This window comes from Pontibacillus yanchengensis (assembly GCF_009856295.1).
GTDB lineage: Bacteria > Bacillota > Bacilli > Bacillales > BH030062 > Pontibacillus > Pontibacillus yanchengensis_A.
The window spans coordinates 328,100-351,743 of record NZ_WMEU01000001.1 but is presented as its reverse complement, the minus strand read 5'-3'; the positions used below and the strand labels follow the sequence as shown (position 1 = coordinate 351,743).

The 23,644-nt window shown below is 38.3% G+C and carries 25 protein-coding genes; 24 read left to right on the top strand and 1 reads right to left on the bottom strand.

From position 1 onward, the window contains the following. Positions 1–50: 50 nt before the first annotated feature. The 6 genes from fapR (at position 51) to rnc (ending at position 4,425) form a co-directional block, all read left to right on the top strand. Positions 51–626 carry a transcription factor FapR gene (gene fapR, locus GLW08_RS01695; RefSeq protein ID WP_160846856.1) on the top strand — a complete coding sequence of 192 codons (576 nt, stop codon included), beginning with the start codon at positions 51–53 and terminating at the stop codon, positions 624–626. Between the two features lie 2 nt (positions 627–628). Then, on the top strand, positions 629–1,639 hold the full coding sequence (gene plsX, locus GLW08_RS01690; protein WP_160846855.1) for a phosphate acyltransferase PlsX: 1,011 nt from the start codon (positions 629–631) through the stop codon (positions 1,637–1,639). Beyond that, positions 1,636–2,577, top strand: coding sequence for an ACP S-malonyltransferase (gene fabD, locus GLW08_RS01685; RefSeq protein WP_160846854.1), 942 nt, complete (start codon positions 1,636–1,638; stop codon positions 2,575–2,577). The genes plsX and fabD overlap by 4 nt, the downstream gene beginning before the upstream one ends. Positions 2,578–2,580: 3 nt before the next feature. Then, positions 2,581–3,321: a 3-oxoacyl-[acyl-carrier-protein] reductase gene (fabG, locus tag GLW08_RS01680; protein WP_160846853.1), complete on the top strand. Its 741-nt coding sequence runs from the start codon at positions 2,581–2,583 to the stop codon at positions 3,319–3,321. 88 nt (positions 3,322–3,409) lie between these two features. Continuing rightward, the gene (gene acpP / locus GLW08_RS01675; protein WP_036816276.1) at positions 3,410–3,643 is read left to right on the top strand and encodes an acyl carrier protein; all 234 of its coding nucleotides are present in this window, start codon (positions 3,410–3,412) and stop codon (positions 3,641–3,643) included. A 92-nt stretch (positions 3,644–3,735) separates the two neighbouring features. Continuing rightward, positions 3,736–4,425, top strand: a complete 690-nt coding sequence (gene rnc / locus GLW08_RS01670; protein WP_337193875.1) for a ribonuclease III — start codon at positions 3,736–3,738, stop codon at positions 4,423–4,425. A gap of 1,075 nt (positions 4,426–5,500) precedes the next feature. On the opposite strand, the gene GLW08_RS01665 is transcribed toward rnc, so the two are convergent. After that, positions 5,501–5,731: a DUF1128 domain-containing protein gene (locus GLW08_RS01665; RefSeq protein WP_160846851.1), complete on the bottom strand. Its 231-nt coding sequence runs from the start codon at positions 5,729–5,731 to the stop codon at positions 5,501–5,503. Between the two features lie 135 nt (positions 5,732–5,866). Here GLW08_RS01665 and smc point away from each other — a divergent pair, with 135 nt between their 5' ends. The 18 genes from smc (at position 5,867) to dprA (ending at position 23,466) form a co-directional block, all read left to right on the top strand. After that, entirely contained in the window at positions 5,867–9,442 is a 3,576-nt protein-coding gene (gene smc / locus GLW08_RS01660) for a chromosome segregation protein SMC (protein ID WP_160846850.1), read from the top strand. Positions 9,443–9,459: 17 nt separating this feature from the next. Continuing rightward, positions 9,460–10,536 (top strand): signal recognition particle-docking protein FtsY, encoded by a 1,077-nt coding sequence (ftsY, locus tag GLW08_RS01655; RefSeq protein WP_160846849.1) that lies wholly within the window; start codon positions 9,460–9,462, stop codon positions 10,534–10,536. An 87-nt stretch (positions 10,537–10,623) separates the two neighbouring features. Beyond that, the gene (locus tag GLW08_RS01650; RefSeq protein ID WP_160846848.1) at positions 10,624–10,947 is read left to right on the top strand and encodes a putative DNA-binding protein; all 324 of its coding nucleotides are present in this window, start codon (positions 10,624–10,626) and stop codon (positions 10,945–10,947) included. Between the two features lie 13 nt (positions 10,948–10,960). Further along, on the top strand, positions 10,961–12,310 hold the full coding sequence (gene ffh / locus GLW08_RS01645) for a signal recognition particle protein (RefSeq protein ID WP_160846847.1): 1,350 nt from the start codon (positions 10,961–10,963) through the stop codon (positions 12,308–12,310). Positions 12,311–12,451: 141 nt separating this feature from the next. Continuing rightward, on the top strand, positions 12,452–12,724 hold the full coding sequence (gene rpsP, locus GLW08_RS01640; protein WP_160846846.1) for a 30S ribosomal protein S16: 273 nt from the start codon (positions 12,452–12,454) through the stop codon (positions 12,722–12,724). A 14-nt stretch (positions 12,725–12,738) separates the two neighbouring features. After that, entirely contained in the window at positions 12,739–12,966 is a 228-nt protein-coding gene (locus GLW08_RS01635) for a KH domain-containing protein (protein ID WP_036816310.1), read from the top strand. Positions 12,967–13,390: 424 nt separating this feature from the next. Continuing rightward, the gene (locus GLW08_RS01630; protein ID WP_160846845.1) at positions 13,391–13,780 is read left to right on the top strand and encodes a YlqD family protein; all 390 of its coding nucleotides are present in this window, start codon (positions 13,391–13,393) and stop codon (positions 13,778–13,780) included. Positions 13,781–13,789: 9 nt separating this feature from the next. Next, positions 13,790–14,308, top strand: a complete 519-nt coding sequence (rimM, locus tag GLW08_RS01625; RefSeq protein ID WP_160846844.1) for a ribosome maturation factor RimM — start codon at positions 13,790–13,792, stop codon at positions 14,306–14,308. Continuing rightward, positions 14,308–15,045: a tRNA (guanosine(37)-N1)-methyltransferase TrmD gene (trmD, locus tag GLW08_RS01620; RefSeq protein ID WP_160846843.1), complete on the top strand. Its 738-nt coding sequence runs from the start codon at positions 14,308–14,310 to the stop codon at positions 15,043–15,045. The genes rimM and trmD overlap by 1 nt, the downstream gene beginning before the upstream one ends. Before the next feature lie 132 nt (positions 15,046–15,177). Next, positions 15,178–15,522: a 50S ribosomal protein L19 gene (rplS, locus tag GLW08_RS01615; RefSeq protein WP_036816318.1), complete on the top strand. Its 345-nt coding sequence runs from the start codon at positions 15,178–15,180 to the stop codon at positions 15,520–15,522. Positions 15,523–15,619: 97 nt separating this feature from the next. Then, on the top strand, positions 15,620–16,177 hold the full coding sequence (gene lepB / locus GLW08_RS01610; RefSeq protein WP_160846842.1) for a signal peptidase I: 558 nt from the start codon (positions 15,620–15,622) through the stop codon (positions 16,175–16,177). A 17-nt stretch (positions 16,178–16,194) separates the two neighbouring features. Next, entirely contained in the window at positions 16,195–17,064 is an 870-nt protein-coding gene (gene ylqF, locus GLW08_RS01605) for a ribosome biogenesis GTPase YlqF (RefSeq protein ID WP_160846841.1), read from the top strand. Positions 17,065–17,181: 117 nt separating this feature from the next. Further along, complete coding sequence (locus GLW08_RS01600; protein WP_160846840.1) at positions 17,182–17,964, top strand: ribonuclease HII; 783 nt, start codon at positions 17,182–17,184, stop codon at positions 17,962–17,964. 2 nt (positions 17,965–17,966) lie between these two features. Next, the gene (locus tag GLW08_RS01595) at positions 17,967–19,895 is read left to right on the top strand and encodes a hypothetical protein (RefSeq protein WP_160846839.1); all 1,929 of its coding nucleotides are present in this window, start codon (positions 17,967–17,969) and stop codon (positions 19,893–19,895) included. Continuing rightward, positions 19,892–20,164, top strand: a complete 273-nt coding sequence (locus tag GLW08_RS01590) for an EscU/YscU/HrcU family type III secretion system export apparatus switch protein (protein WP_160846838.1) — start codon at positions 19,892–19,894, stop codon at positions 20,162–20,164. The genes GLW08_RS01595 and GLW08_RS01590 overlap by 4 nt, the downstream gene beginning before the upstream one ends. A gap of 240 nt (positions 20,165–20,404) precedes the next feature. Continuing rightward, positions 20,405–21,565, top strand: a complete 1,161-nt coding sequence (gene sucC / locus GLW08_RS01585; RefSeq protein ID WP_160846837.1) for an ADP-forming succinate--CoA ligase subunit beta — start codon at positions 20,405–20,407, stop codon at positions 21,563–21,565. A gap of 16 nt (positions 21,566–21,581) precedes the next feature. After that, complete coding sequence (gene sucD, locus GLW08_RS01580) at positions 21,582–22,484, top strand: succinate--CoA ligase subunit alpha (protein WP_160846836.1); 903 nt, start codon at positions 21,582–21,584, stop codon at positions 22,482–22,484. A 187-nt stretch (positions 22,485–22,671) separates the two neighbouring features. Further along, positions 22,672–23,466, top strand: a complete 795-nt coding sequence (dprA, locus tag GLW08_RS01575; protein ID WP_237458254.1) for a DNA-processing protein DprA — start codon at positions 22,672–22,674, stop codon at positions 23,464–23,466. Positions 23,467–23,644: the final 178 nt, after the last annotated feature.

Sequence of the window (23,644 nt, the reverse complement as noted above, 5' to 3'; positions counted from 1 at the left end):
GTATTATATATTACTATTAGTACCTAGTCATAAATGGACGGTGTAGATAGATGAAGCGAAATAAAAAAGAGCGTCAAGAGCGCTTGCGAGAAACAATAGAACAAACGCCATTTATCACCGACGAAGAATTAGCTAAAACCTTTGGCGTTAGTATTCAGACAATTCGGCTAGATCGTATGGAACTTTCTATACCTGAGTTACGAGAACGAATTAAATCCGTGGCTACACACCAATGGAATGAAACCGTAAGAGCGTTACCTATAGAAGAGGTGATTGGTGAAGTAGTAGATTTAGAGTTAGATACTAAAGCCATTTCCATCTTAGATATAAAAGAAGAGCACGTTTTTTCGAGAACACGCATAGCAAGAGGTCATCATCTTTTTGCACAAGCTAATTCGTTAGCTGTGGCAGTAATCAATGATGAATTAGCCTTGACTGCCAAATCTGAAATACGCTTTAAGCGTCAAGTAAGAGAAAGAGAACGAGTTGTTGCTAAGGCAAGTGTGAATGGAAATGACGATAAAGGAAGAACCATTGTAGAAGTGGAAAGTTCAGTTGAAAACGAACCAGTTTTTTCCGGGATCTTTGTCATGTTCCGTTCAAATGATGATAAAGGAGAGGCATAAACGTGAGAATAGCAATCGATGCCATGGGGGGCGACCATTCTCCTAATGAAGTTGTCCTTGGTGCTGTAGAAGCGGTAAAGCAAATCTCCAATTTAGAAATTACGTTAATTGGGGATCAAGAACAAATGACGCCTCTACTTCATGAGGATGAAAATAACATCGAAATAATACATACAACTGAAGTAATCTCGAGTGAGGATGAACCAGTAAGAGCTGTTAGGCGTAAGAAAAATGCTTCCATGGTTTTAATGGCTCAGGAAGTAAAAGATGGTCGGGCAGATGCCTGTATTTCAGCGGGAAATACAGGTGCGTTAATGAGTGCTGGCCTATTTATTGTTGGTCGTATTGAGGGCATTGAACGCCCGGCATTAAGTCCTACTCTTCCTACAGTAGATGGTCAAGGCTTTTTGCTTTTAGATGTTGGTGCAAATGTGGATGCAAAGCCACACCATTTAGCACAATATGCACTAATGGGATCCATTTATACAGAGCACGTTAGAGGGATTGAAAAACCTCGTGTAGGTTTACTGAATGTAGGGACTGAGGAAGGAAAAGGTAATGAGCTAACAAAAAAAGCTTATACAGAATTGCAAGAGTTGCCAATTCACTTTGTTGGAAATGTAGAATCTCGTGACTTACTTAATGGAGTAGCCGATGTAGTTGTGGCTGATGGTTTCACCGGTAATATTGCATTAAAGACCATTGAAGGTACTGCAATGTCTATGTTCTCTATGATGAAAAAGACTTTATCATCTAACTGGAAAAGTAAATTGGCAGCAGGTATGGTCAAAAATGAATTAAGAGGGTTGAAAGACCAACTTGATTACTCCGAATATGGAGGCGCAGCTTTATTTGGTTTAGCTTCTCCTGTGATAAAAGCTCATGGTTCATCGAATCGACGTGCAATCTATAATGCTATTAATCAGACTTGTTACATGATTAATCATAATGTGAATTTTACAATTGAGGAAACCATTCAAGGTATGAAACATAGTCAGGAGGGTGAAGAATGAAAAAAGTAGCTTTTATTTTTCCTGGGCAAGGCTCACAGGAAGTTGGGATGGGGGAAGCTTTTTTTGAACAATCAAAAGACGTTCAATCTCAATTTCTAAAGGCAGATGAGTTACTAGGTGTTCCGCTAACCGAATACATGTTTGAAGGACCAGTCGAAACGTTAACCAAGACAGAAAATGCTCAACCAGCATTGCTTTTAACAAGTGCATCGATTGCTGGAATTCTAAAAGAAAACGGTATTCAACCAAATATGGTCGCAGGTCATAGCTTAGGAGAGTATAGTGCTCTTGTAGCTGCCAATGCTATTTCCATGGAGGAAGCACTTCAGCTTGTCCAAACTCGGGGACGTTTAATGGAAGAGGCTGTACCAACTGGTCAAGGTTCAATGGCAGCTGTATTAGGCTTAGAAGCTGAAACAATTGAGGGAGTGACTTCAGAAATTCGGGACCAAGGAGAGATAGTGGAAGTTGCTAACTATAACTGCCCTGGTCAAATTGTGATCTCTGGTACCAAAGCTGGTGTAGACAAAGCTTGTGAACAGCTTAAGGAAAGAGGAGCTAAACGAGCTTTACCATTGAACGTAAGTGGCCCATTCCACTCACGTTTAATGAAACCAGCAAGCGAAAAGTTTCAACAAACATTGGGGCAAGCTGCTATTCATGATGCAGATGTGCCGGTGTATGCAAATGTAACTGCGCAGCCAATTAAAGAAGAAAACAAGATTTATGAATTACTGATTCAACAATTATATTCTCCAGTCCGTTTTGAGGAAACATTGCGAAATATGATGGAAGAAGATCTTGATGCCATTGTTGAAGTTGGAAATGGTAAAGTACTTAGTGGCCTTGTCCGTAAAGTGAATCGCCGCATGAAAACATTTGCAATTCAAGATCCAGAGAGCTTACAATCATTTATCGAATGGTATAAGGAGGACTAAACAATGTTAGATGGAAAAGTAGCACTTGTAACTGGAGCATCACGTGGAATTGGTCGTGCTATTGCATTAGAACTGGCCAGGCAAGGAGCTAAGGTTGCAGTTAATTATGCAGGAAGTGAACAAAAGGCACAAGACGTTGTTGATGAGATTCAACAAGTAGGTTCTGAAGCCATTAAAATCCAAGCTAACGTATCTTCTGAGGAAGAAGTAAAGTCAATGATCAAGCAGGTAGTAGAGCAGTTTGGCAGTATTGACATTCTTGTGAATAATGCTGGTATTACAAGAGACAATCTACTGATGCGCATGAAAGAAGAAGAGTTCGATCAAGTAATTGATACTAATCTTAAAGGCGTATTCCTTACTACCAAAGCAGCAGCTCGTCCTATGATGAAACAAAAGGGCGGTAAGATTATAAATATTGCATCTGTAGTAGGGGTTAGTGGTAATGCAGGTCAAGCGAACTATGTTGCAGCAAAATCGGGAGTCATTGGGTTGACGAAAACATCAGCGAAAGAATTTGCATCAAGGAACATTATCGTAAACGCTGTAGCACCAGGATTTATTGAAACTGATATGACAGATGAATTATCGGATGATCAGCGTGAATCCATGCAAAATATGATTCCACTTGCTCGTCTAGGTAATGGAGAAGACATTGCTAAAGTCGTTCGTTTTTTAGCGTCAGATGATGCGAATTACATTACAGGACAAACCATCCACGTAGATGGTGGCATGGTTATGTAAAAAAGGGATTTTTCAAAGGAAAAATCAAATCACCATCTAGTTTTTTTACCCTGAATCTTCTATAATTACTGAAGGGAGGTGAACAAGTATGGCAGACGTATTAGAACGTGTAAAAGGTATTGTTAAAGAACGCCTAGACGTTGACGAATCTAAGATTACCATGGAAGCTTCCTTTAAGGATGATCTAGAGGCTGATTCTCTAGATGTTGTTGAGCTTGTTATGGAACTTGAAGATGAGTTCGACATGGAAATCTCTGATGAAGATGCTGAAAAAATTGAGACAGTAGGAGATGCTGTTAACTACATAAACAGCAATCAATAACTATAGAGTTTGAAAGTCTCGCCCTTTTGCGAGGCTTTCTCTGTATTCTATCGTTTTTCCATGAAATATAGAGAATAGGTGGCATGAAAACAGTGGATTTTCAAAACTTTCAAAATAATATAGGGATTACATTTCATAATCGATCTTTATTAGAACAAGCTTTCACCCATTCATCTTATGTGAATGAGCATCGCACCAAAGAATATGATGATAACGAGAGATTAGAATTTTTAGGTGACGCTGTTTTAGAATTGGCTATTTCTCAATATCTATTTCGTAAATATCCAGAAATGGCAGAAGGAGAATTAACGAAGTTCCGCGCTTCCATCGTTTGTGAAGCCTCGCTTGTTCGTTTCGCAAATGATCTTCATTTCAGTGAGTTAATTTTCTTAGGTAAAGGAGAAGAAATGACAGGTGGCAGAGCACGTCCAGCATTATTAGCTGATGTGTTTGAAGCTTTCATTGGAGCTCTTTATCTCGACCAGGATTTCAACACAGTCATTTCATTTCTAGAACAATTCGTTTATCCAAAAATTAAAAAAGGTGCTTTTTCGCATGCGATGGATTACAAAAGTCAATTACAAGAAGTTGTCCAACGAGAACGTAATGGTAATATTGAGTATGAAATTGTAGAAGAAAAAGGTCCAGCTCATAACCGTGAATTTGTTGCACATGTGTTCATACAAGGTGATCGTACAGGGATAGGGCTAGGACGCACGAAGAAAGAAGCAGAACAGAATGCAGCCAAAGAAGCATTGCAAGCATTTGATGTAGAGGTTTAAGAAAACCGTTATCAGCCTAAATAGGTTGATAACGGTTTTTTAGTATAGGGCTTTGTTAAAACATTGCTATTAATATTCCATTACCGCCCCATCTTGAAGACTTGAGTTCGAGATGATTTGGGTAAGAGAAATGTTTCCGTTGTGTGAAGTGGAGAAAAGATGGGCCTGGAAATCACTCGCTTTCCTGCGGCCCTACATGATGTAGGGTTGTTCGACGTTGTTACACATTGTGATGGTTTTAGTCGAACTTCCTCTGAATCCATTCGTCTCCTCGGGAAAAAACCGCCCTGTGGGGTCCGTTTCGCGGCAATATCGCAATATCCAGGCCCATATTTGCGTTTGTTTGGTTTAAGTGAAACATCGCCATTTATAATAGGTGGGACCAAATAGCCATACGTTCATCATTAGGCATAGTAATACTTAAGTAAAAATTATTTAGAAGAATACATGAATCTGTTCCAATAGTGCTCTAAGAGTATAAAGAAGCGTGCTAGCTAGTGTCATAACTATGTAACCCCAGGGTCGTTAATCATCAGTGATAGGGGGGCAAGCAATACTAGCGAGTAGCATAGAGTATTTCCTTGTCTTATCTTCATATCGAATTATTTATGACAACATACGCTTTATTAGGCGTTATTTTGGCTACTTAATAAAACATGGTATATGTATTTCCATCCCACTCTAACTTCGCAATGTTTCCGTTTCCCCCAATCATTGTAAAGGTGGCCGGGGAAAGATAAGACTCCCGCGGGAGAAAGAGATAGGCGAGATTCCCTGAGGGCGTTTTTTCCCGAAGGTAGCTTGCCAGATTGCCCGCAGGAAGTGTGTTGTTTCACGGCCACCTTTATACAATTCAAAGCAAAGGAAACATCTCTTTTTTTGCTAGTTGGTTGTGCGGCTATCAAATATTTCACGAATACAAGTCTTCAAGATTATGCCTTGTTTGTTGAATAGATTTCTACCTATTTTTCTGTGGAAAAATATCAATAACTTTGCAATCTAACAAAGCCTAGTATAAAAAAGAGATACCTTAGTTAAAGGTATCTCTTTTATGATATTGATATACATTTGTATATTAATCAACTGATTTACGGAATTTACCAAGTTCACTTACAACAGCTTGTATTTCAGAAACACTCAACTGACCTTTCATTTGTACCATATCATACATCTCTTTAATTTGTTCATAGTATTGAAGATCATAATCTTCAGGTGCCATTAAACCTCTATTTACTACTTGCAGGTTATCGGCTAAATAGTTAATCATGTATTCAAGATTTTCTCGATTTGGGGTTGATAAGTCCATTTTTTCAGCTCCTCTTTTACACTTTTCGAATGGTTTCTTCTAAGACCTCAATGTTTATGATAAAATAAATAAGTTGAAATTGAAAATAACATCTGAGAAAAAAACAAAAAAGTAGAGTACATAGGAGGAAATAATATGTTCCTCAAACGTTTAGATACAGTAGGATTTAAATCGTTTGCAGATAGAGTAACAGTCGATTTTGTACCAGGAGTGACGGCTGTGGTCGGCCCAAACGGAAGCGGTAAAAGTAATATTACAGATGCTGTCCGTTGGGTGTTAGGTGAACAATCTGCAAAATCCTTAAGAGGGGCGAAAATGGAGGATATCATTTTTGCAGGAAGTGATACTCGAAACGGATTAAATTTTGCAGAAGTCACCTTAACCCTAGATAATGAAGATCATGCATTACCGATAGATTACCAAGAAGTTTCCGTAACAAGGCGAGTATATCGTTCTGGAGAAAGTGAATTTTATATTAATAAACAATCCTGTCGTTTAAAGGATATTGTTGAATTGTTCATGGATTCAGGTCTAGGACGAGAAGCTTTTTCCATTATTTCACAAGGCAAGGTGGAAGAAATTTTAAGCTCAAAAGCTGAAGAGAGAAGGTCCATTTTCGAAGAAGCAGCTGGAGTTTTAAAATATAAACAACGTAAGCAAAAAGCTGAGTATAAGTTAGCTGAAACGCAAGAAAACTTAAATCGTGTAGAAGATATTATATATGAAATAGATAACCAACTTGAACCATTAAAAGAACAAGCTGCTATTGCCAAAGACTACCTTGAGAAGAAAGAAGAGTTAGAACAACATGAGGTATCACTACTTGTAGCAGAAATAGAGTCATTGCATGAACAATGGGAAACCATGCTTAAGGATATAGAAACGCAAAAGGAACAAGAAGGAAAGCTTCAATCAACAATACAAAACGAAGAAGCCAAGATAGAGGAAGAAAGAGCACATATACAAGCTTTGGATGAATCAATTGAAGAACTTCAAGAATCATTGCTCATCCTAACCCAAGAATTAGAAAACCTTGAAGGTAAAAAGGAACTTCTATCTGAGCGACACAAGCATTATACGGAAAATAAAACGAAAATGGAAGAAGATTTGGCTTCGTTAAGAAAGCAACAGCAGCAAGAAGAGTCCTCTTACCAAGAAGAACAATCTAAACTAAAAGCCTATGAAGAACAACGGAATCAAACAAAAAAGCAACTAGATGATGTGAAAGAAAAGTTAGTTAGTGCTAGTGAAGATCACGAAGAGCTAATTGAAGAGTTAAAAAGTGATTATATTGAGTACTTGAATCAACAGGCAGCAAAACGTAACGAGCAACAGTCTATTCAACAACAACTACAACAGACGGATGTAAAAAACACTCGTTTGGAAGACAAGTTTAAGGGACTCTTAGAAGAGCGGACACAAATACAAAGTCAGAAAGAATCTGCCCAGTCTAGTCTAGATGAGACTTCGATACAACGAAAGCAAGCAGAGCAAGAACTTGCTACATTGCAGCAACAAGTAGATAAATCCAATGAAGACTATCAAGAACAACAATCTAAACTTTATAAGGGATACCAACATATTGAGAAGCTACGCTCTAAAAAAGAAATGCTGGAGGAAATGAAAGAAGACTTTGCAGGATTTTTTCAAGGTGTCAAAGAAGTATTAAAGGCTCGTCAAAATAATGAGTTGGTAGGTATTGAGGGTGCTGTTGCAGAATTAATTGACATTCCAAGTGATTATCTCACAGCTATCGAAACAACCTTAGGTGCCCAAGCTCAACATGTGGTCGTTGATAATGAGCAAAATGCCAGACAATCGATTAATTGGCTTAAAAAGAATAATAAAGGAAGAGCAACATTTTTACCCTTACCTACTATTCAATCGAAGTATATACCTGGAGAACGTCTAAATACCGTCAAACAGTATGATGGATTTGTGGGAGTAGCATCCGAGTTAATTCGTTATGACGCAAAGTATGAAACCGTCATTAAGCATCTAATGGGACATGTAATCATTGCAAAGACGTTGAAGGATGCAAATGAAATGGCGAGTGCAACTGGTAGGAAGTTCCGTATTGTAACCCTCGAAGGCGATGTTGTGAATCCAGGCGGTTCCATGACGGGTGGTGCTCAAAAGAAAAGCAATCAATCGCTATTCACAAGAGAAAAGGAATTAGAAGAATTAAAGGATAGGCTTTCTCATTATGAGCAACGAGCTCGTCAATTTGAAGAAGAAGTTAAAAATTTAAAAAATGATATCACTACAAAACAACATGAGGTACGATCGCTACATGAGAAGTTAGATCAGTATCGAACAGAGGAACAGCAAATAAAATCTAACGTAAGAGAGTTAGAGCTAAAAGAGCAAAATTTAAATGATCATCTCAAGCTATACGATCAAGACAAAGCTCAATTTGAAACGGATTATAACCAGCTTCACGCACGAAATGAAGAGTTATATACGGAACTAGAAGAGATAGATCAGCACTTGCAACATGTTCAGAAACGAATTGATGAATTAACATATCAACAAAGTTCTCAAAAAGCAAACGAAGAACAGCTCCAACAACAACTGAATCATCTGAATGTTCAATTTGCTGAACAACAAACACAGGTGCAAAATCAGAATGAAAAAACCACAACGCTTCAGAACCAATTAGCTGAGCGTAATGAGACCATAAAAAAGCAGCAAAAGCACCTCGATGACTTACAGCAATTAACCGATAATGGGGATACTCAAGAAGACTTACAAGAAAAAATTCAAGAAAAACGTAAATACAAAGAGTCAAATACAGAATTAATTCAGAGCCGTCGGGAAGAACGAAGTAAACGGTCACAGGCGATAGAAGATATTGAGCATGAATTGAAAGAAATGAAGCGGAACCATCAATCGGTAGTTAACGACATTCAAGATAAGGAAGTTAAATCCAATCGATTAGATGTCGAGCTTGAAAATCGCCTTGAGCACCTTAGTACTGAGTACATGCTAACCTATGAAAAGGCAAAAGCAACGTATCCTAAAACAGAAAATATGGAAGAAACTCAGACGAAGGTGAAGCTGATCAAGCGTGGTATTGAAGAATTGGGTACCGTAAACCTTGGCGCGATTGAAGAATATGATCGTATTCTTGAACGCCATACCTTTTTAACGGATCAGCAAAACGATTTACTTGAGGCGAAATCGACCCTCTATAATGTCATTGCTGAGATGGATGAAGAAATGGAACGACGCTTTGAACAGACTTTTTCTCAAATCAAAGAACAATTTACTGTTGTATTCAAAGAATTATTTGGCGGTGGAAGAGCTGATTTACGTATGACAGACCCGGAAAACATATTAGAAACTGGTATTGAGATTGTCGCACAACCACCTGGTAAAAAACTTCAGCATTTAGGGTTATTATCTGGGGGAGAACGCGCTCTTACCGCAATAGCTTTATTGTTTGCAATCCTTAAGGTGCGACCAGTTCCTTTCTGTGTACTAGATGAAGTAGAGGCAGCGTTAGACGAAGCCAATGTAAATCGATTTGCCAGATATTTAAAAGCATTTAGTGAAAAAACGCAATTTATTGTTATCACTCACCGTAAGGGAACAATGGAAGAAGCGGATGTACTATATGGTGTAACCATGCCCGAGTCTGGTGTATCTAAGCTTGTATCTGTTCGATTAGAGGAAACAAAGGAATTAGTAGAAGGCGCAACCATATAATGAAAGGATGAGTGAAGATGAGTTTCTTTAAAAAATTGAAGGAAAAGATTACAAAAAAAGAGGAAGAAGAACAAGAAAGTCTAATTACTTCAGAAACCCAAGGTGATGAGGAAGAAAATGCAGAAGTAGAGGAAAAGGAAACCATCTCTGACAAGTTTAAAGAAGGGCTTTCCAAAACTCGAAATTCTTTTGCTAGTAAAGTGAACGACCTCGTTGCCAAGTATCGTACTGTTGATGAAGAATTCTTTGAAGAATTAGAGGAGATTCTTATATCTGCTGACGTAGGCGTCAATACTGTTATGGAATTGATTGACGAGCTGAAAATGGAAGTGAAACGGCAAAATATTAAAGACAGTTCCAGAATGAAAGAAGTTATCTCCCAGAAACTGGTTGAAATCTATTATGGTGATGATGAGGAGGAAATAGAAGAACTTCAGTTAAATGAAGATGGTCTATCTGTTATTCTATTTGTCGGTGTAAATGGAGTAGGAAAGACAACTACAATCGGAAAGATGGCTCAGCGTTTGAAAGACCAAGGGAAAAATGTTGTTCTAGCAGCAGGAGATACATTCCGTGCAGGTGCGATAGAGCAATTAGAAATTTGGGGTCAACGAGTGAATGTACCTGTTATTAAACATAGCGAAGGCAGTGACCCAGCTGCAGTTATCTATGATGGAATCCAGTCAGCTAAATCAAAAGGCGCTGATGTACTTCTATGTGACACAGCAGGACGTCTCCAAAACAAAGTGAATTTGATGAATGAACTCTCTAAGGTGAAACGTGTTATTGAACGTGAAATACCAGGCGCACCTCATGAATCATTACTTGTACTAGATGCTACCACGGGTCAGAATGCTCTAAGTCAGGCAAAAACATTTTCTGAGAGTACAAACGTATCAGGAATCGTATTGACAAAACTTGATGGGACAGCTAAAGGTGGTATTGTCATGGCGATTCGCAATGAATTAGATATACCTGTTAAGTATGTAGGTTTAGGGGAAAAAGTTACCGATCTACAAGCTTTTGATGCACATGCCTTTGTGTATGGGCTATTTGCAGATATGCTAGAAGAACAGGAAGAACAATCCTCATAATTTCAAGGTCTAGCCTTGACAGACGCCTACTACATTTTGTACTATTTGTATATGTAAAGGCTTTTCACTTAACAAGGAGTGCTTGCTTTGCTTGAAAAAACAACACGCATGAACTATTTATTTGATTTTTATCAAGAATTGCTTACCGATAAACAGCGTAGTTACATGGAGTATTATTACCTTGAAGATTATTCTTTAGGGGAGATTTCCGATACATTCGATGTGAGTCGTCAAGCCGTCTATGATAATATTAGACGTACAGAAACCATGTTAGAAGAATATGAAACAAAGTTGCACTTGTATGAACGTTTCCAAAGGCGGCAGCAGCTGCTCGATCAATTGAAAGATTCCATTCAACAAGGTCATGATGATGTATTAGACATCATTCATACACTTGAGAATTTAGATTAGGAGGACGGCTTATATGGCATTTGAAGGGTTAGCCGACCGACTGCAAAATACGTTTCAAAAGATAAAAGGCAAAGGTAAGGTTACCGAAGCTGATGTGAAAGAAATGACCCGTGAAGTACGTCTTGCATTACTAGAAGCAGACGTTAACTTTAAGGTTGTAAAAGACTTTATTAAACGCATTAAAGAGCGTGCAGTAGGTCAAGAGGTCATGCAAAGTCTTACCCCTGGTCAACAAGTGATTAAAGTGGTCAAGGAAGAGTTGACGGACTTAATGGGTGGGGAGCAAAGCAAGATTGCTGTTGCGAACCGGCCACCAACTGTCATTATGATGGTTGGTTTACAAGGTGCGGGTAAAACCACCACTACAGGGAAGTTAGCAAACCATCTTCGCAAGCAGCATAATCGTAATCCTTTACTTGTAGCAGCCGACGTTTATCGTCCTGCAGCCATTAATCAGTTAGAAACATTGGGGAAACAGCTTGATATGCCTGTGTTTTCAAAAGGTACAGAAGCAAACCCAGTAGATATTGCAAATGAGGCTATTCAACAAGCAAAAGACAACCACAATGATTACGTTATTATTGACACGGCTGGTCGTTTGCATGTCGATGAACATCTAATGGATGAACTCCAGCAAATACGTCAAAATGTTCAACCAAATGAAACATTCCTTGTTGTTGACGCTATGACAGGTCAAGATGCTGTTAATGTTGCTGAAACCTTTAATGAACAGTTAGATGTTACGGGCGTTGTATTAACTAAGCTAGATGGTGATACACGTGGTGGTGCAGCATTATCCATTAAAGCTGTAACCGATAAACCGATTAAATTTGCAGGTATGGGTGAAAAGCTTGACCAATTAGAGCCTTTCTATCCAGATCGTATGGCCCAGCGTATTTTGGGAATGGGTGATATGCTCAGCCTGATTGAAAAAGCTCAAAATGAAGTCGATGAAGATCAAGCCAAACAGCTTGAACAAAAAATGAAGGACGCGTCCTTTACATTGGATGATTTCCTAGAACAAATGGGACAAGTCCGAAATATGGGTCCTCTTGATGAACTCATAGGTATGATTCCCGGAGCAGATAAAATGAAAGGTCTTAAGAACGCTCAGGTTGATGAAAAGCAACTCAACCACATAGAGGCCATCATTCAGTCTATGACCAAGAAAGAACGTGAGGATCCTAGTATCATGAACGCCAGCCGTAAAAAACGTATTGCCAAAGGTTCAGGTCGTACTGTTGCTGAAGTGAATAGACTTCTTAAGCAGTTTAGTGATATGAAGAAAATGATGAAGCAAATGACCAATCAAAAAGGCAAAAAAGGCAAAGGTGGCGGTGGATTTAAAATGCCTTTCATGTAAAAAACGGCAGTAGTTCGTCCATGACTCACACAATTTTTAGAATGTAATGTAAAAACACTTTACACACTTTTGATTGTCTGCTACAATCTTTACTTGTGTAATGATATTATTAATGAATTAAAAATATGGAGGTTTTATAATATGGCAACAAAAATTCGTCTAAAACGTATGGGTTCAAAGCGTAACCCTTTCTATCGTCTAGTCGTAGCAGATTCTCGTTCACCACGTGATGGTCGTTTCATCGAAGAGATTGGAACGTACAACCCAACAGCTAATCCAACTGAGGTTACTGTAAACGAAGAAAAAGCACTTGATTGGATGACAAAAGGTGCTAAGCCATCTGATACAGTACGCAACCTATTCTCAAAACAAGGCATCATGGAGAAGTTTCACGCACAAAAAACTCAAAAGTAAAGTAGTGTGATATCATGAAAGCCCTAATTGAAACGATGGTTAGACCGCTCGTCGATTACCCTGATGAAGTTACTGTTCATGAACAGGAAGAAGAAAACAAAATCACCTATCATCTATCTGTTCATAAAGAAGATGTAGGGAAGGTGATCGGCAGACATGGTCGTATAGCTAAGGCTATTCGTACCGTTGTCTATGCTGCAGCATCAAATTCAACTAAAAGAGTTTACTTGGATATCATGTGAAAAGGGGAGGGGAGACCTTTCCCTTTTTTTATAAGAAAAGAAAGCATGAAATTAGGCACTTAGATACATAGCTTCAGCGTCCACCCCACTAGTAGCTTCCTTCACCTCCGGTCGATAAGTTAATATCGAATCGCGTATGCTTTGGTTTTTCCCTTTATTTACTGTGGATGCAGGGAAGCTTGATTAAGGCTGTTGCTTCACGCAGCAATATCGAACCAATCTACGTTGTGTAGGCCGCAGCATATAAGTTGATAGCAGTGCACTTGCGCTTTTCTTGTAAGTAAAGAAATTGTAACTCATAGATGTCTAGTATCAGTTTTTTACGCTATGTTAACCATTTCATGCTTTGACCTTCTTCTTTAACTTAAAGGACTTGAAATGAGTGTAAAAATCTAGTTCAAGATAGAATACGGAGGACGGAATCATGAGAATAATGAAAAAGGTTCCCGTTAAACAAATACTTACTGAATTGAGTAAGCAAAAGCTAGCCAATGATTTCGAGAAACAAAAGACACAATTAGATCAGGAGTGCCAGCAACTGTCTTTTGAAAAGAGAAAAATAGAAATGAAACAAAATGTGTCCCGTGAAGAAGTATCGAAACGATTTCAACGTGAGATTGACCGTCGCAAAGAAAAAATACGATGGGTGGATTATAAATTAGAGCAATTGAATGTATTACCATTAGGCAGTGAAATAACGGAAGATGAAGTAGAAACAATTGTTGAAGTTAACGTTGGTGACGATTGGGATAGTATCATGAATAATGGCGCCATCATCGTCGAAGATGGCAAAGTAATCAGAATTGATGAATAGGTGATAAGAATGGAAGAACAATTATTTACAGTAGGAAAAATTGTGAACACACATGGTGTACGAGGAGAAGTACGCGTTATTAAAGTTACAGATTTTGAGGATCGATTTGAGCCGGGTAATATCGTGTATTGGAAAAATGCAAATGGTCAAAACATAATGGAACTAACTATAGACGGGCATCGCATGCATAAGAACTTTCACCTTCTTCATTTTCAGGGGTATGATGGCCTGAATGAGGTTGAAGCGTTTAAAGGTGGCTCTCTTTCTATTACACAAGAGCAACAAACCCCTTTGGATGAAGGAGAATTCTATTACCGTGAAATCATTGGTTGTCATGTTGTTACAACAGATGGTGAAGAAGTAGGAACTGTGAAGGAGATTTTATCCCCAGGCGCAAATGATGTATGGGTAGTAAAACGAAAACAACAAAAGGATGCAATGATTCCCTATATTGAACAAATTGTTTACGAGGTGGATATAGAACAACAGAGAATTGTCATTAATCCTATGGAAGGGCTGCTAGACTGATGCATATCGATATTCTTACACTATTTCCAGAAATGTTTGATGGAGTATTAAATTCATCAATCATGAAGCGAGCACAAGATATGAATGCCTTCTCCTACAACACCATAAATTTTAGAGAGTACACCGAGAGCAAACACAATAAAGTGGATGATACGCCTTATGGTGGAGGTGCGGGAATGGTATTGTCACCTCAACCTATTTTTGATGCAGTAGATGCTATTAAAGACACATCAAATCAAACCAAGTATCCACGGATTATCCTTCTATGCCCGCAAGGCGAACCTCACTCTCAACAAAAGGCAGAGGAGTTAGCACAAGAGGACCACCTTATCTTTCTGTGCGGACATTATGAAGGCTATGATGAACGTATTCGAACGCATCTTGTCACAGATGAGATTTCAATTGGGGATTATGTGTTAACGGGTGGAGAGCTTGGAGCTATGGTCGTCATGGATAGTGTTGTAAGACTTCTCCCAAGTGTGCTAGGTAATGAATCCTCTGCACCAGAAGATTCATTTTCAAACGGATTATTGGAACACCCCCATTATACTCGACCAAGAGATTTCCGCGGGATGCACGTTCCAGAAGTCTTGTTTTCTGGAAATCATGCTAAAATTGACGAATGGCGACATCAACAATCCCTTTTGAGGACGTATAAGCGACGTGAAGATTTATTACGTGACTATCCTTTGAGTGAAAAGGAAAAAGAATGGATAGAATCATGGGAAAATGAGTGATCAAATATTGCAGTCATAGTTTAATTATGATATATTAAACCTTGTGCTTAAGTGATCGTACTTAAGAATAAAACGATGTTCCGCTGCTAGGTTATCCAGGCATGAGCATTAGTGAAGAGGAGTGAAAAAAGGATGCAAAACTTAATCCAAGAAGTAACACAAGACCAACTACGTACAGACCTTCCTAAATTCAAAGCAGGTGACACTGTTAAGGTTCACGTTAAGGTTGTTGAAGGTAACCGTGAACGTATCCAGGTTTTCGAAGGTGTAGTAATCAAGCGCCGTGGCGGAGGAATTTCCGAAACATTTACAGTACGTAAGATTTCTTACGGTGTAGGTATTGAGCGTACATTCCCTGTACATTCTCCACGCGTTGATAAAATCGAAGTAAGTCGTCGTGGTAAAGTACGTCGTGCTAAACTTTATTATCTACGTAATCTACGTGGTAAAGCAGCACGTATCAAAGAACTTCGCTAAGATGACACCGAAAAAGGAGCTTGCATTGACAGGCTCCTTTTTGTTATCAATAGAACGAATAATAAATTATATTAGAGTTTCTGTGGAGGGGTGAAGGGTGACTGGAAAACGAAGTGAATGGTTTGACTGGGTGAAAGCTCTAGGTATCGCTGCTGCAATTGCTATTATTATACGTGTGTTTTTGTTTTCTCCAGTTATCGTAGATGGGCCCTCTATGTTACCAACTTTACATGATGGGGATTACTTAATTGTTAATAAGATAAGTTATACGATTGGAGATCCAGAACGTTTTGATGTTGTTGTATTTCATGCAACAGAAACTCGGAATTATATCAAACGTGTAATTGGTTTACCAGGTGAACACGTCGAATACAAAGATGAAAAACTATATGTGAATGGCAAGACTGTTAACGAACCGTTTATACAAGACAGGGTTAACCAGTTAAATGATAATCAAACGTACACATTTGATTTTTCACTTGAAGACCTACCAGGTGGATATCAGAAGATTCCTGAGGGGTATGTATTGGTGTTAGGGGATAATCGTAATAACTCCACAGATAGTAGAAGATTAGGACTCATCTCAATAGACCGGATTGTAGGCGAGGCTCAATTTAAAATTTGGCCACCTAGTCGAATTGGAACTGTGAACTAAAAAAAGGGTGATTGAATTTGACTATTCAATGGTTTCCAGGCCATATGGCCAAAGCAAAACGTGAAGTAGAAGAAAAATTGAAGTTAGTAGACTTTATTATTGAACTGGTAGATGCAAGAGCACCTTACTCATCTCAAAACCCAATGTTACATCAGGTTTTAAACCAGAAAACGAAAATGGTCTTATTAATGAAGAAAGACCTAGCTGACGCACATGTAACGGAGCAGTGGGTTCAGTGGTATGAAGAAAAAGGAATCATTGCTATACCTGTAGATGTTCAACAGCAAAAAGACATCCAATCAGTCGTACAACAGGCGAAGGAACTTGGAAATGAAAAATTAGAAAAGCTCCGGAAAAAAGGGGTTCGCCCTCGTCCGGCTCGTGCAATGATTTTAGGTATTCCTAATGTAGGGAAGTCTACTTTGATTAATCGACTGGCTAAGAAAAAGATTGCAAAAATTGGAGACAAGCCAGGGGTGACCCAGGCACAACAATGGATCAAAGTTAAAAAAGACTTTGAGTTATTAGATACTCCAGGTATATTATGGCCTAAATTTGAGGATGAAATCGTTGGTTATCGTTTAGCATCTATTGGGACGATTAAAGATAATATTCTACCAATACCAGATGTAGCGGCTTTTATAATTCGTTTTCTACAAGCTCATTATTCATCTGCTTTAAAAGAACGCTATGGTCTTCCTTCCTCTATTGAAGAAATGGGTGAAGCATTCGAGCATATAGGTGAAAAACGTGGATGTTTAGAAAGCGGTGGCAACGTCAATTTTGATAAAGTAGCTGATATTATCATACGTGATTTACGATCCAATAAATTAGGTGCCATTACACTTGAGACACCTGAAGTTGTCGAACAACAAGAAACAGAGTGATACAGGGCTGACTCACATTGGGTCAGCCTTTCTTTCGTATAGTCCAATGTAAATACGAAAATTGCTATACTTTAAAATTTTTAACTAAAACCGATATAAAGATTGATGGAGGAGTATATGAAATCAGACTTTACAATTGCTTATATTAAAGAACTTATCAATAATGAACAGTTTACAGAAGAACAATACATAGCATTCCAAAAGGATAGCCGTAAAGGTGTTCAAAAATTATTGGAGCAATATGAAAAAAAACAAAAGCATAAACGAGCATTACAACATCAATTTGAGGAAATGCAATCGTTTGAGAAGCATTACTTTCAGGAAGGCAAACAGTATATTGCTGGTATAGATGAAGCTGGAAGAGGTCCTTTGGCCGGCCCTGTAGTAGCAGCAGCAGTTATTTTACCTATAGATTTCCATTTGGTAGGATTGAATGATTCTAAGCAGTTGACAGGAAGTAATCGTAATCTATTTTTTGAATCGATAAAACAAGAAGCAATTTCCTATGGGATAGGAGTAATTCCAAGTGAAGTGATTGATGAATTGAATATTCACCAAGCTACAAAGTTAGCAATGCGTAAAGCCCTATCTCAATTAGATCCTTTCCCCGATCATGTATTAATCGATGCAGTAGAATTAACAGACATTAGTGTAAGTTATGATGCACTAATAAAAGGGGACACTCGCAGTATTTCCATTGCTGCAGCCAGTGTGCTAGCTAAAGTAACACGAGATCGTTATATGGAAACACTTCATAACGCTTTTCCTGAATACCAATTTGGAAATAATATGGGGTATGGAACAAAAGAACACATGCAAGCCATACAGGAGCATGGTATAACTCAGTACCATAGGCGTTCTTTTTCCCCCGTTCGTAAAGCCATTTATGGAGGTGAATAATATTGTCCTCTACCATTACATCACAACTGTTAGAGACACTGAAATCATCAAAAACTCAATCTATCCAACAAACATTAAAGCCTGGTCAAATGGTAACTGGTAAAGTACTAAAGCTTTATCCAAACCAACGCGCCCTTGTTCAGCTTGGTAATCAGCAAGTTACCGCACAGTTAGAAGCCGCCTTAACTCTAAATGGACGATATTTATTTCAAGTGAAGTCTAATGACCAAATGGTGCAATTACAAGTGATGAATGAAGTGGGCATGCAACAATCTGATAAACAAACCACACAAATATTACAGCAGTTAGGAATATCTTTTTCAAAAGAACGCGCCAACCTTATCAAAACCTTGTTAAATGAAAACATACCATTTCAAAAAGGTGATGTTCAGAAGGCTATAAGCATATTGGGTAAATTCGGTGACCAAAAAGGATTCAACCATGTGATGCTAGACATGTTGAAACGAAAAATGCCTATCAAAGCTTCGATATTTCAAGCATTACAGACGAGAATAGAAGGACAACAGACTTTATCATCAACCTTACAGTCTGTTGAGGCAGACTTAGAAGGTCAACCAACGACAGATCGACAGCAACAATTATTACATCAAATAAAATCTGCAATGAACCGATCAACAACTTCTTTTTCTCAACAGGTCTCTAATACGCTAAATGCTCATATAAACATGAATCAATCAGAAAGCTTACATGTATTACGCAAGGCTGGTATCATTTCGGAAGCTAATTCGATACAAAACTTGAAGTCTCAAGTATTCCATTCTTCACAACCTACTCTAAAAGGACCTGCTAATCAAGAGGACTTACCGCAGACGTTATTGTCCCAGGTTACGAACAGTAACAACTCTTCGAAAGATATGGCAAGGAGATTATTGAACCTATTACAACAACAGTTACCTTTTCAAGGTGGAAAGCAACAACAATTTCAACAATGGGTAACAACTTTGACAAGCCTAGTTAAACTAGGTCAAGATGGAAAGCTAAATACTAGTCAGATGGATCACAAACAAGTAAATGCATTACAATTAAAAACACAGCAACTACTTTTTTCTAATCAAAATCAAGCTTTGATACAATCCCTGAAAAGCACTTTAACTGATGATGCATATAAAGTATTGCAAGAATTTGCATCAAGTCAAAAACCACAACAAGTTATACAACAACAATCAGCTCCTATATCCAACATGGTGAATCAACTTCAGCAGGTATCTGGAAGACAGCTTACTCAACAACAAATGCAAGTATTAGTTGATTGGTTAAGTCATGCTAGGCAAGATCAATCTCAGCTTTTCCAGGGAAGTAAGGAGCAGTTTTTAGTCCAGCTAAAGTCTTCATTGCAATCAACAGGAATGAACGTTGAGCATAAGCTTCTTCATAATCCAGAACAAGTAAATCAAACATTAAAATCCACAGTTTTACAAGTAATGCATGACGGTACTAGTCCTCAAATGACGGAGAAATTACAAACAGTTCTCCATCATCTGAATGGGATGCCGTTAAATGTGCAGGAAAACAATCAAATGCTTCAAATGAACCTACAGTTACCTGGGGAATGGTTTGGTTTGGAACAGGATTTATTCATGGATGTAGAAGGCAAAAAAAATGAAGATGACGTAATTGATCCAGATTATTGCCATATTTTATTTTATTTAGAATTAGGATCTTTAAAAGAAACGGTAATTGATATGCGTGTTCAAAAAAGAATTGTTCAGCTTACAATCTTTTCGGATAACGAAAAGGCATCTTCTGTTCTAAAGTCGCTAAAACCGTCTTTAGAACAAGGGTTGGAAAAGATAGGGTATCAGGTTTCTACGGTTAGACATCGTGCTATACATGAAAATCACCAAGAAACAAAAACCCCTACTTCAAAACATTCCACTTTTCCTCAAGGAGGCTTTGATTTAAAAATATGAGTGAACAACATAAACGAAGAGAGGCAGTTGCATTAAATTATGATGCTGATGAACAAGAAGCACCAAAGGTTGTAGCTAAGGGAAAAGGCGATGTTGCTTCTAAGATCGTAGAAAGTGCAGAAGAGCATCATGTACCTATTCAAGAAGACCCTGCTTTAGTAAATTTGCTTGGAGAGCTAGATATAAATGAAACAATACCAGAAGATCTTTATCAGGCTGTAGCAGAAGTGTTTGCATTTGTATATCAAGTTGATAAACGATCTGGATAAAAAACGTAAAGTGGATTCTTTTAAGAAAACAGGTCTGTTGAGGGGGGGATACTATTTCCAGAAACTAGTTTACGTAGCACAATTACAGGTAACTAAATTAGTTACCTGATTTATGTGATATTTTGTGAGAATAAAGAGAAATTCTCGAAAGTTTTCTATATTATAAATGAATTTGTGGACAATTCACACATATTTTTTATACAATGGTCATGCAGTGACAATTTGATGGGAGGATGGAACATGAATATTCACGAGTATCAAGGTAAAGAAATATTACGTAGCTACGGCGTTGCCGTTCCCAATGGTAAGGTAGCTTATACCGTAGATGAAGCTGTAGATGCTGCGAATGCACTAGGCTCTAAGGTATCAGTAGTGAAAGCACAAATCCACGCAGGAGGACGCGGTAATGCCGGTGGCGTAAAAGTAGCAAAAAACCAAGATGAAGTGCGTACATATGCCAATGAAATTCTAGGTAAGCAGTTGGTTACTCATCAGACAGGACCTGAAGGTAAAGAAGTTAAGCGCTTACTGATAGAAGAAGGCTGTGACATACAAAAGGAATATTACGTAGGCATTGTACTTGATCGTGCAACCTCTAGAGTTACGATGATGGCTTCTGAAGAAGGCGGTACAGAGATAGAAGAAGTTGCTGCAAATACGCCTGAAAAAATATTTAAAGAAGTTATTGATCCAGTTGCAGGCTTAATGCCATATCAAGCACGTCGTTTAGCATTTAACATTAATATCCCAGATGAATTATTAGGTAAAGCAGTTAAATTCATGATGGGTCTTTATCAAGTCTTTGTAGAAAAAGATTGCTCCATTGCTGAGATTAACCCTCTTGTTACGACAGGTGATGGTGAAGTTCTAGCTTTAGATGCAAAGTTAAACTTTGATGATAACGCTTTATTCCGTCAAAAAGATATTTTAGAATATCGTGACTTAGATGAAGAAGATCCAAAAGAAATTGAAGCTTCTAAGTATGACCTAAGTTATATTGCTCTAGACGGGAATATCGGTTGTATGGTGAATGGTGCGGGTCTTGCAATGGCAACGATGGACACCATTAAGCACTACGGTGGTGAGCCCGCCAACTTCCTTGATGTAGGGGGAGGTGCCACTACAGAAAAGGTAACGGAAGCGTTTAAGATCATTTTGTCCGATTCCAGTGTTAAAGGGATTCTCGTTAATATCTTCGGTGGAATAATGAAGTGTGATGTTATTGCTGAAGGTGTAGTAGCGGCTTCGAAAGAAGTAGGTTTAGAGATTCCACTTGTTGTACGTTTAGAAGGTACCAACGTAAAAGAAGGTAAACAAATTCTAAATGAGTCAGAACTAAATATTACAGCTTCTGAATCTATGGCTGAAGCGGCTCAGAAAATTGTTGAACTAGTAAAATAAGAAAGGACGGACAAAAATGAGTGTATATATTAATAAAGATACAAAAGTTATTGTGCAAGGAATCACAGGTTCTACTGCACTTTTCCACACAAAACAAATGCTTGAGTACGGAACTCAAATTGTTGGTGGTGTAACCCCGAAAAAAGGCGGAACAGAAGTAGAGGGTGTACCTGTTTTCAATACAGTTGAAGAGGCTGTTGAACAAACAGGAGCAACTGCTTCCGTTGTTTACGTTCCTGCAGCATTTGCTGCCGATGCTATTATGGAAGCAGTAGATGCAGAACTTGATATGGTAATCTGTATTACAGAACATATCCCTGTAATCGACATGGTAAAAGTTAAACGGTATATGGAAGGCAAGAAAACTCGCCTAGTAGGACCAAACTGTCCAGGTGTTATTACCCCTGAAGAATGTAAAATTGGTATTATGCCTGGTTATATTCACAAAAAAGGCCATATCGGTGTTGTTTCCCGTAGTGGAACACTAACGTATGAGGCAGTACATCAACTTTCAGAAGCTGGAATTGGTCAATCTACTGCTGTTGGAATTGGCGGAGACCCTGTAAATGGTACTGACTTTATTGATGTATTGCAGGCATTCCAAGATGATCCTGATACGTATGGAGTTATCATGATTGGGGAAATAGGTGGTACTGCAGAAGAGGAAGCTGCCCGTTTCGTCAAAGAAAACATGGATAAGCCTGTAGTTGGATTTATCGGAGGTCGCACAGCTCCTCCGGGTAAACGTATGGGACATGCTGGTGCAATCATCTCTGGCGGAAAAGGAACAGCAGAAGAAAAGATTTCTGTTATGAATGAATGCGGCATTGAAGTTGCAGAAACGCCAGCAGTAATGGGTGAAACACTTATTAATGTCTTGAAAAATAATGCTCTATATGAAAAATGTAAAACACATTAAGAAGAATGTTCGAAAGCTCCTGGTATCCCCCAGGAGCTTTTCTTTCTAATGATGCCTATAATAAACATTACAATAGTAGAAACTTGTTTACTTAGTAGAAAGGATAAATGTGATGACCAATTTTGAATTCCGCTTATGCCATCTTCTTATAGTGTTGAATGGAAATCGTCGATTAATGAGGAAGGTTATGAATGTAGATCCTAATTTAATCCTTCCCTATAAAAAATCTCTTGCTCAACTAGCCTCTTTATTACAACTCCCAACCAAGAAAGCTACAAGTATATTTCAGAAGTTGCATTCGAGTGATATGAAGCGCCTTACAGCATCCTATATACATCAAAATATTGTAATAACGAATAAGCATCCTCTGTTTCCTTCCCACCTCAAACAAATCCCAGATCCGCCGATTGTTTTATATTGTAAAGGGGACCTATCTTTACTAAGTCAATCACCTTCTCTTAGCGTAGTAGGTACAAGAACTCCTACCTCTAAAGCATACCCAATAATGAAGAATGTGTTAACTCCATTAATTGAACAGAAATGCGTAATTGTTAGTGGTATGGCGAGAGGAATCGACACCTTTGCTCATAATATAACAATGGAAAAAGGAGGTCGAACAATCGCTGTGCTTGCATTTGGTTTTAACCATTGCTATCCTTTAGAAAATCGAGGACTTATGGAAAACCTTAGAAGGAACCAACTCCTTGTTAGTGAATATCCTCCTTATATCAAACCTCAGAAATGGCATTTCCCGGAGCGTAATCGACTTATTAGCGGTCTAAGTACAGGAACATTAGTGATAGAAGCGAAAGAAAGAAGCGGATCTCTTATTACGGTGGATCAAGCTTTAGAGCAAGGGAAAGATGTGTATGCTTTACCAGGCGATATTACATCCCCCATGTCAGTGGGGTGTCATCGATTAATCCAACAAGGAGCGAAATTAGTTCAAAACTCCCACGATATAGAAGAGGATTGGTTGTAATAATGGAGGTAATTTTGTAGATTATCGTCAAATTTCTGTTTGAAATATCCATAAAATGAAATATTTATCTATTTATGCGTTTGACAAACTGAGAAGAAATATTTAATAATAGGGAAGATTTTAAAATAATAAACGTTTTCAACATAACAATAGAACTAACAACTGAAAATGAACCCCA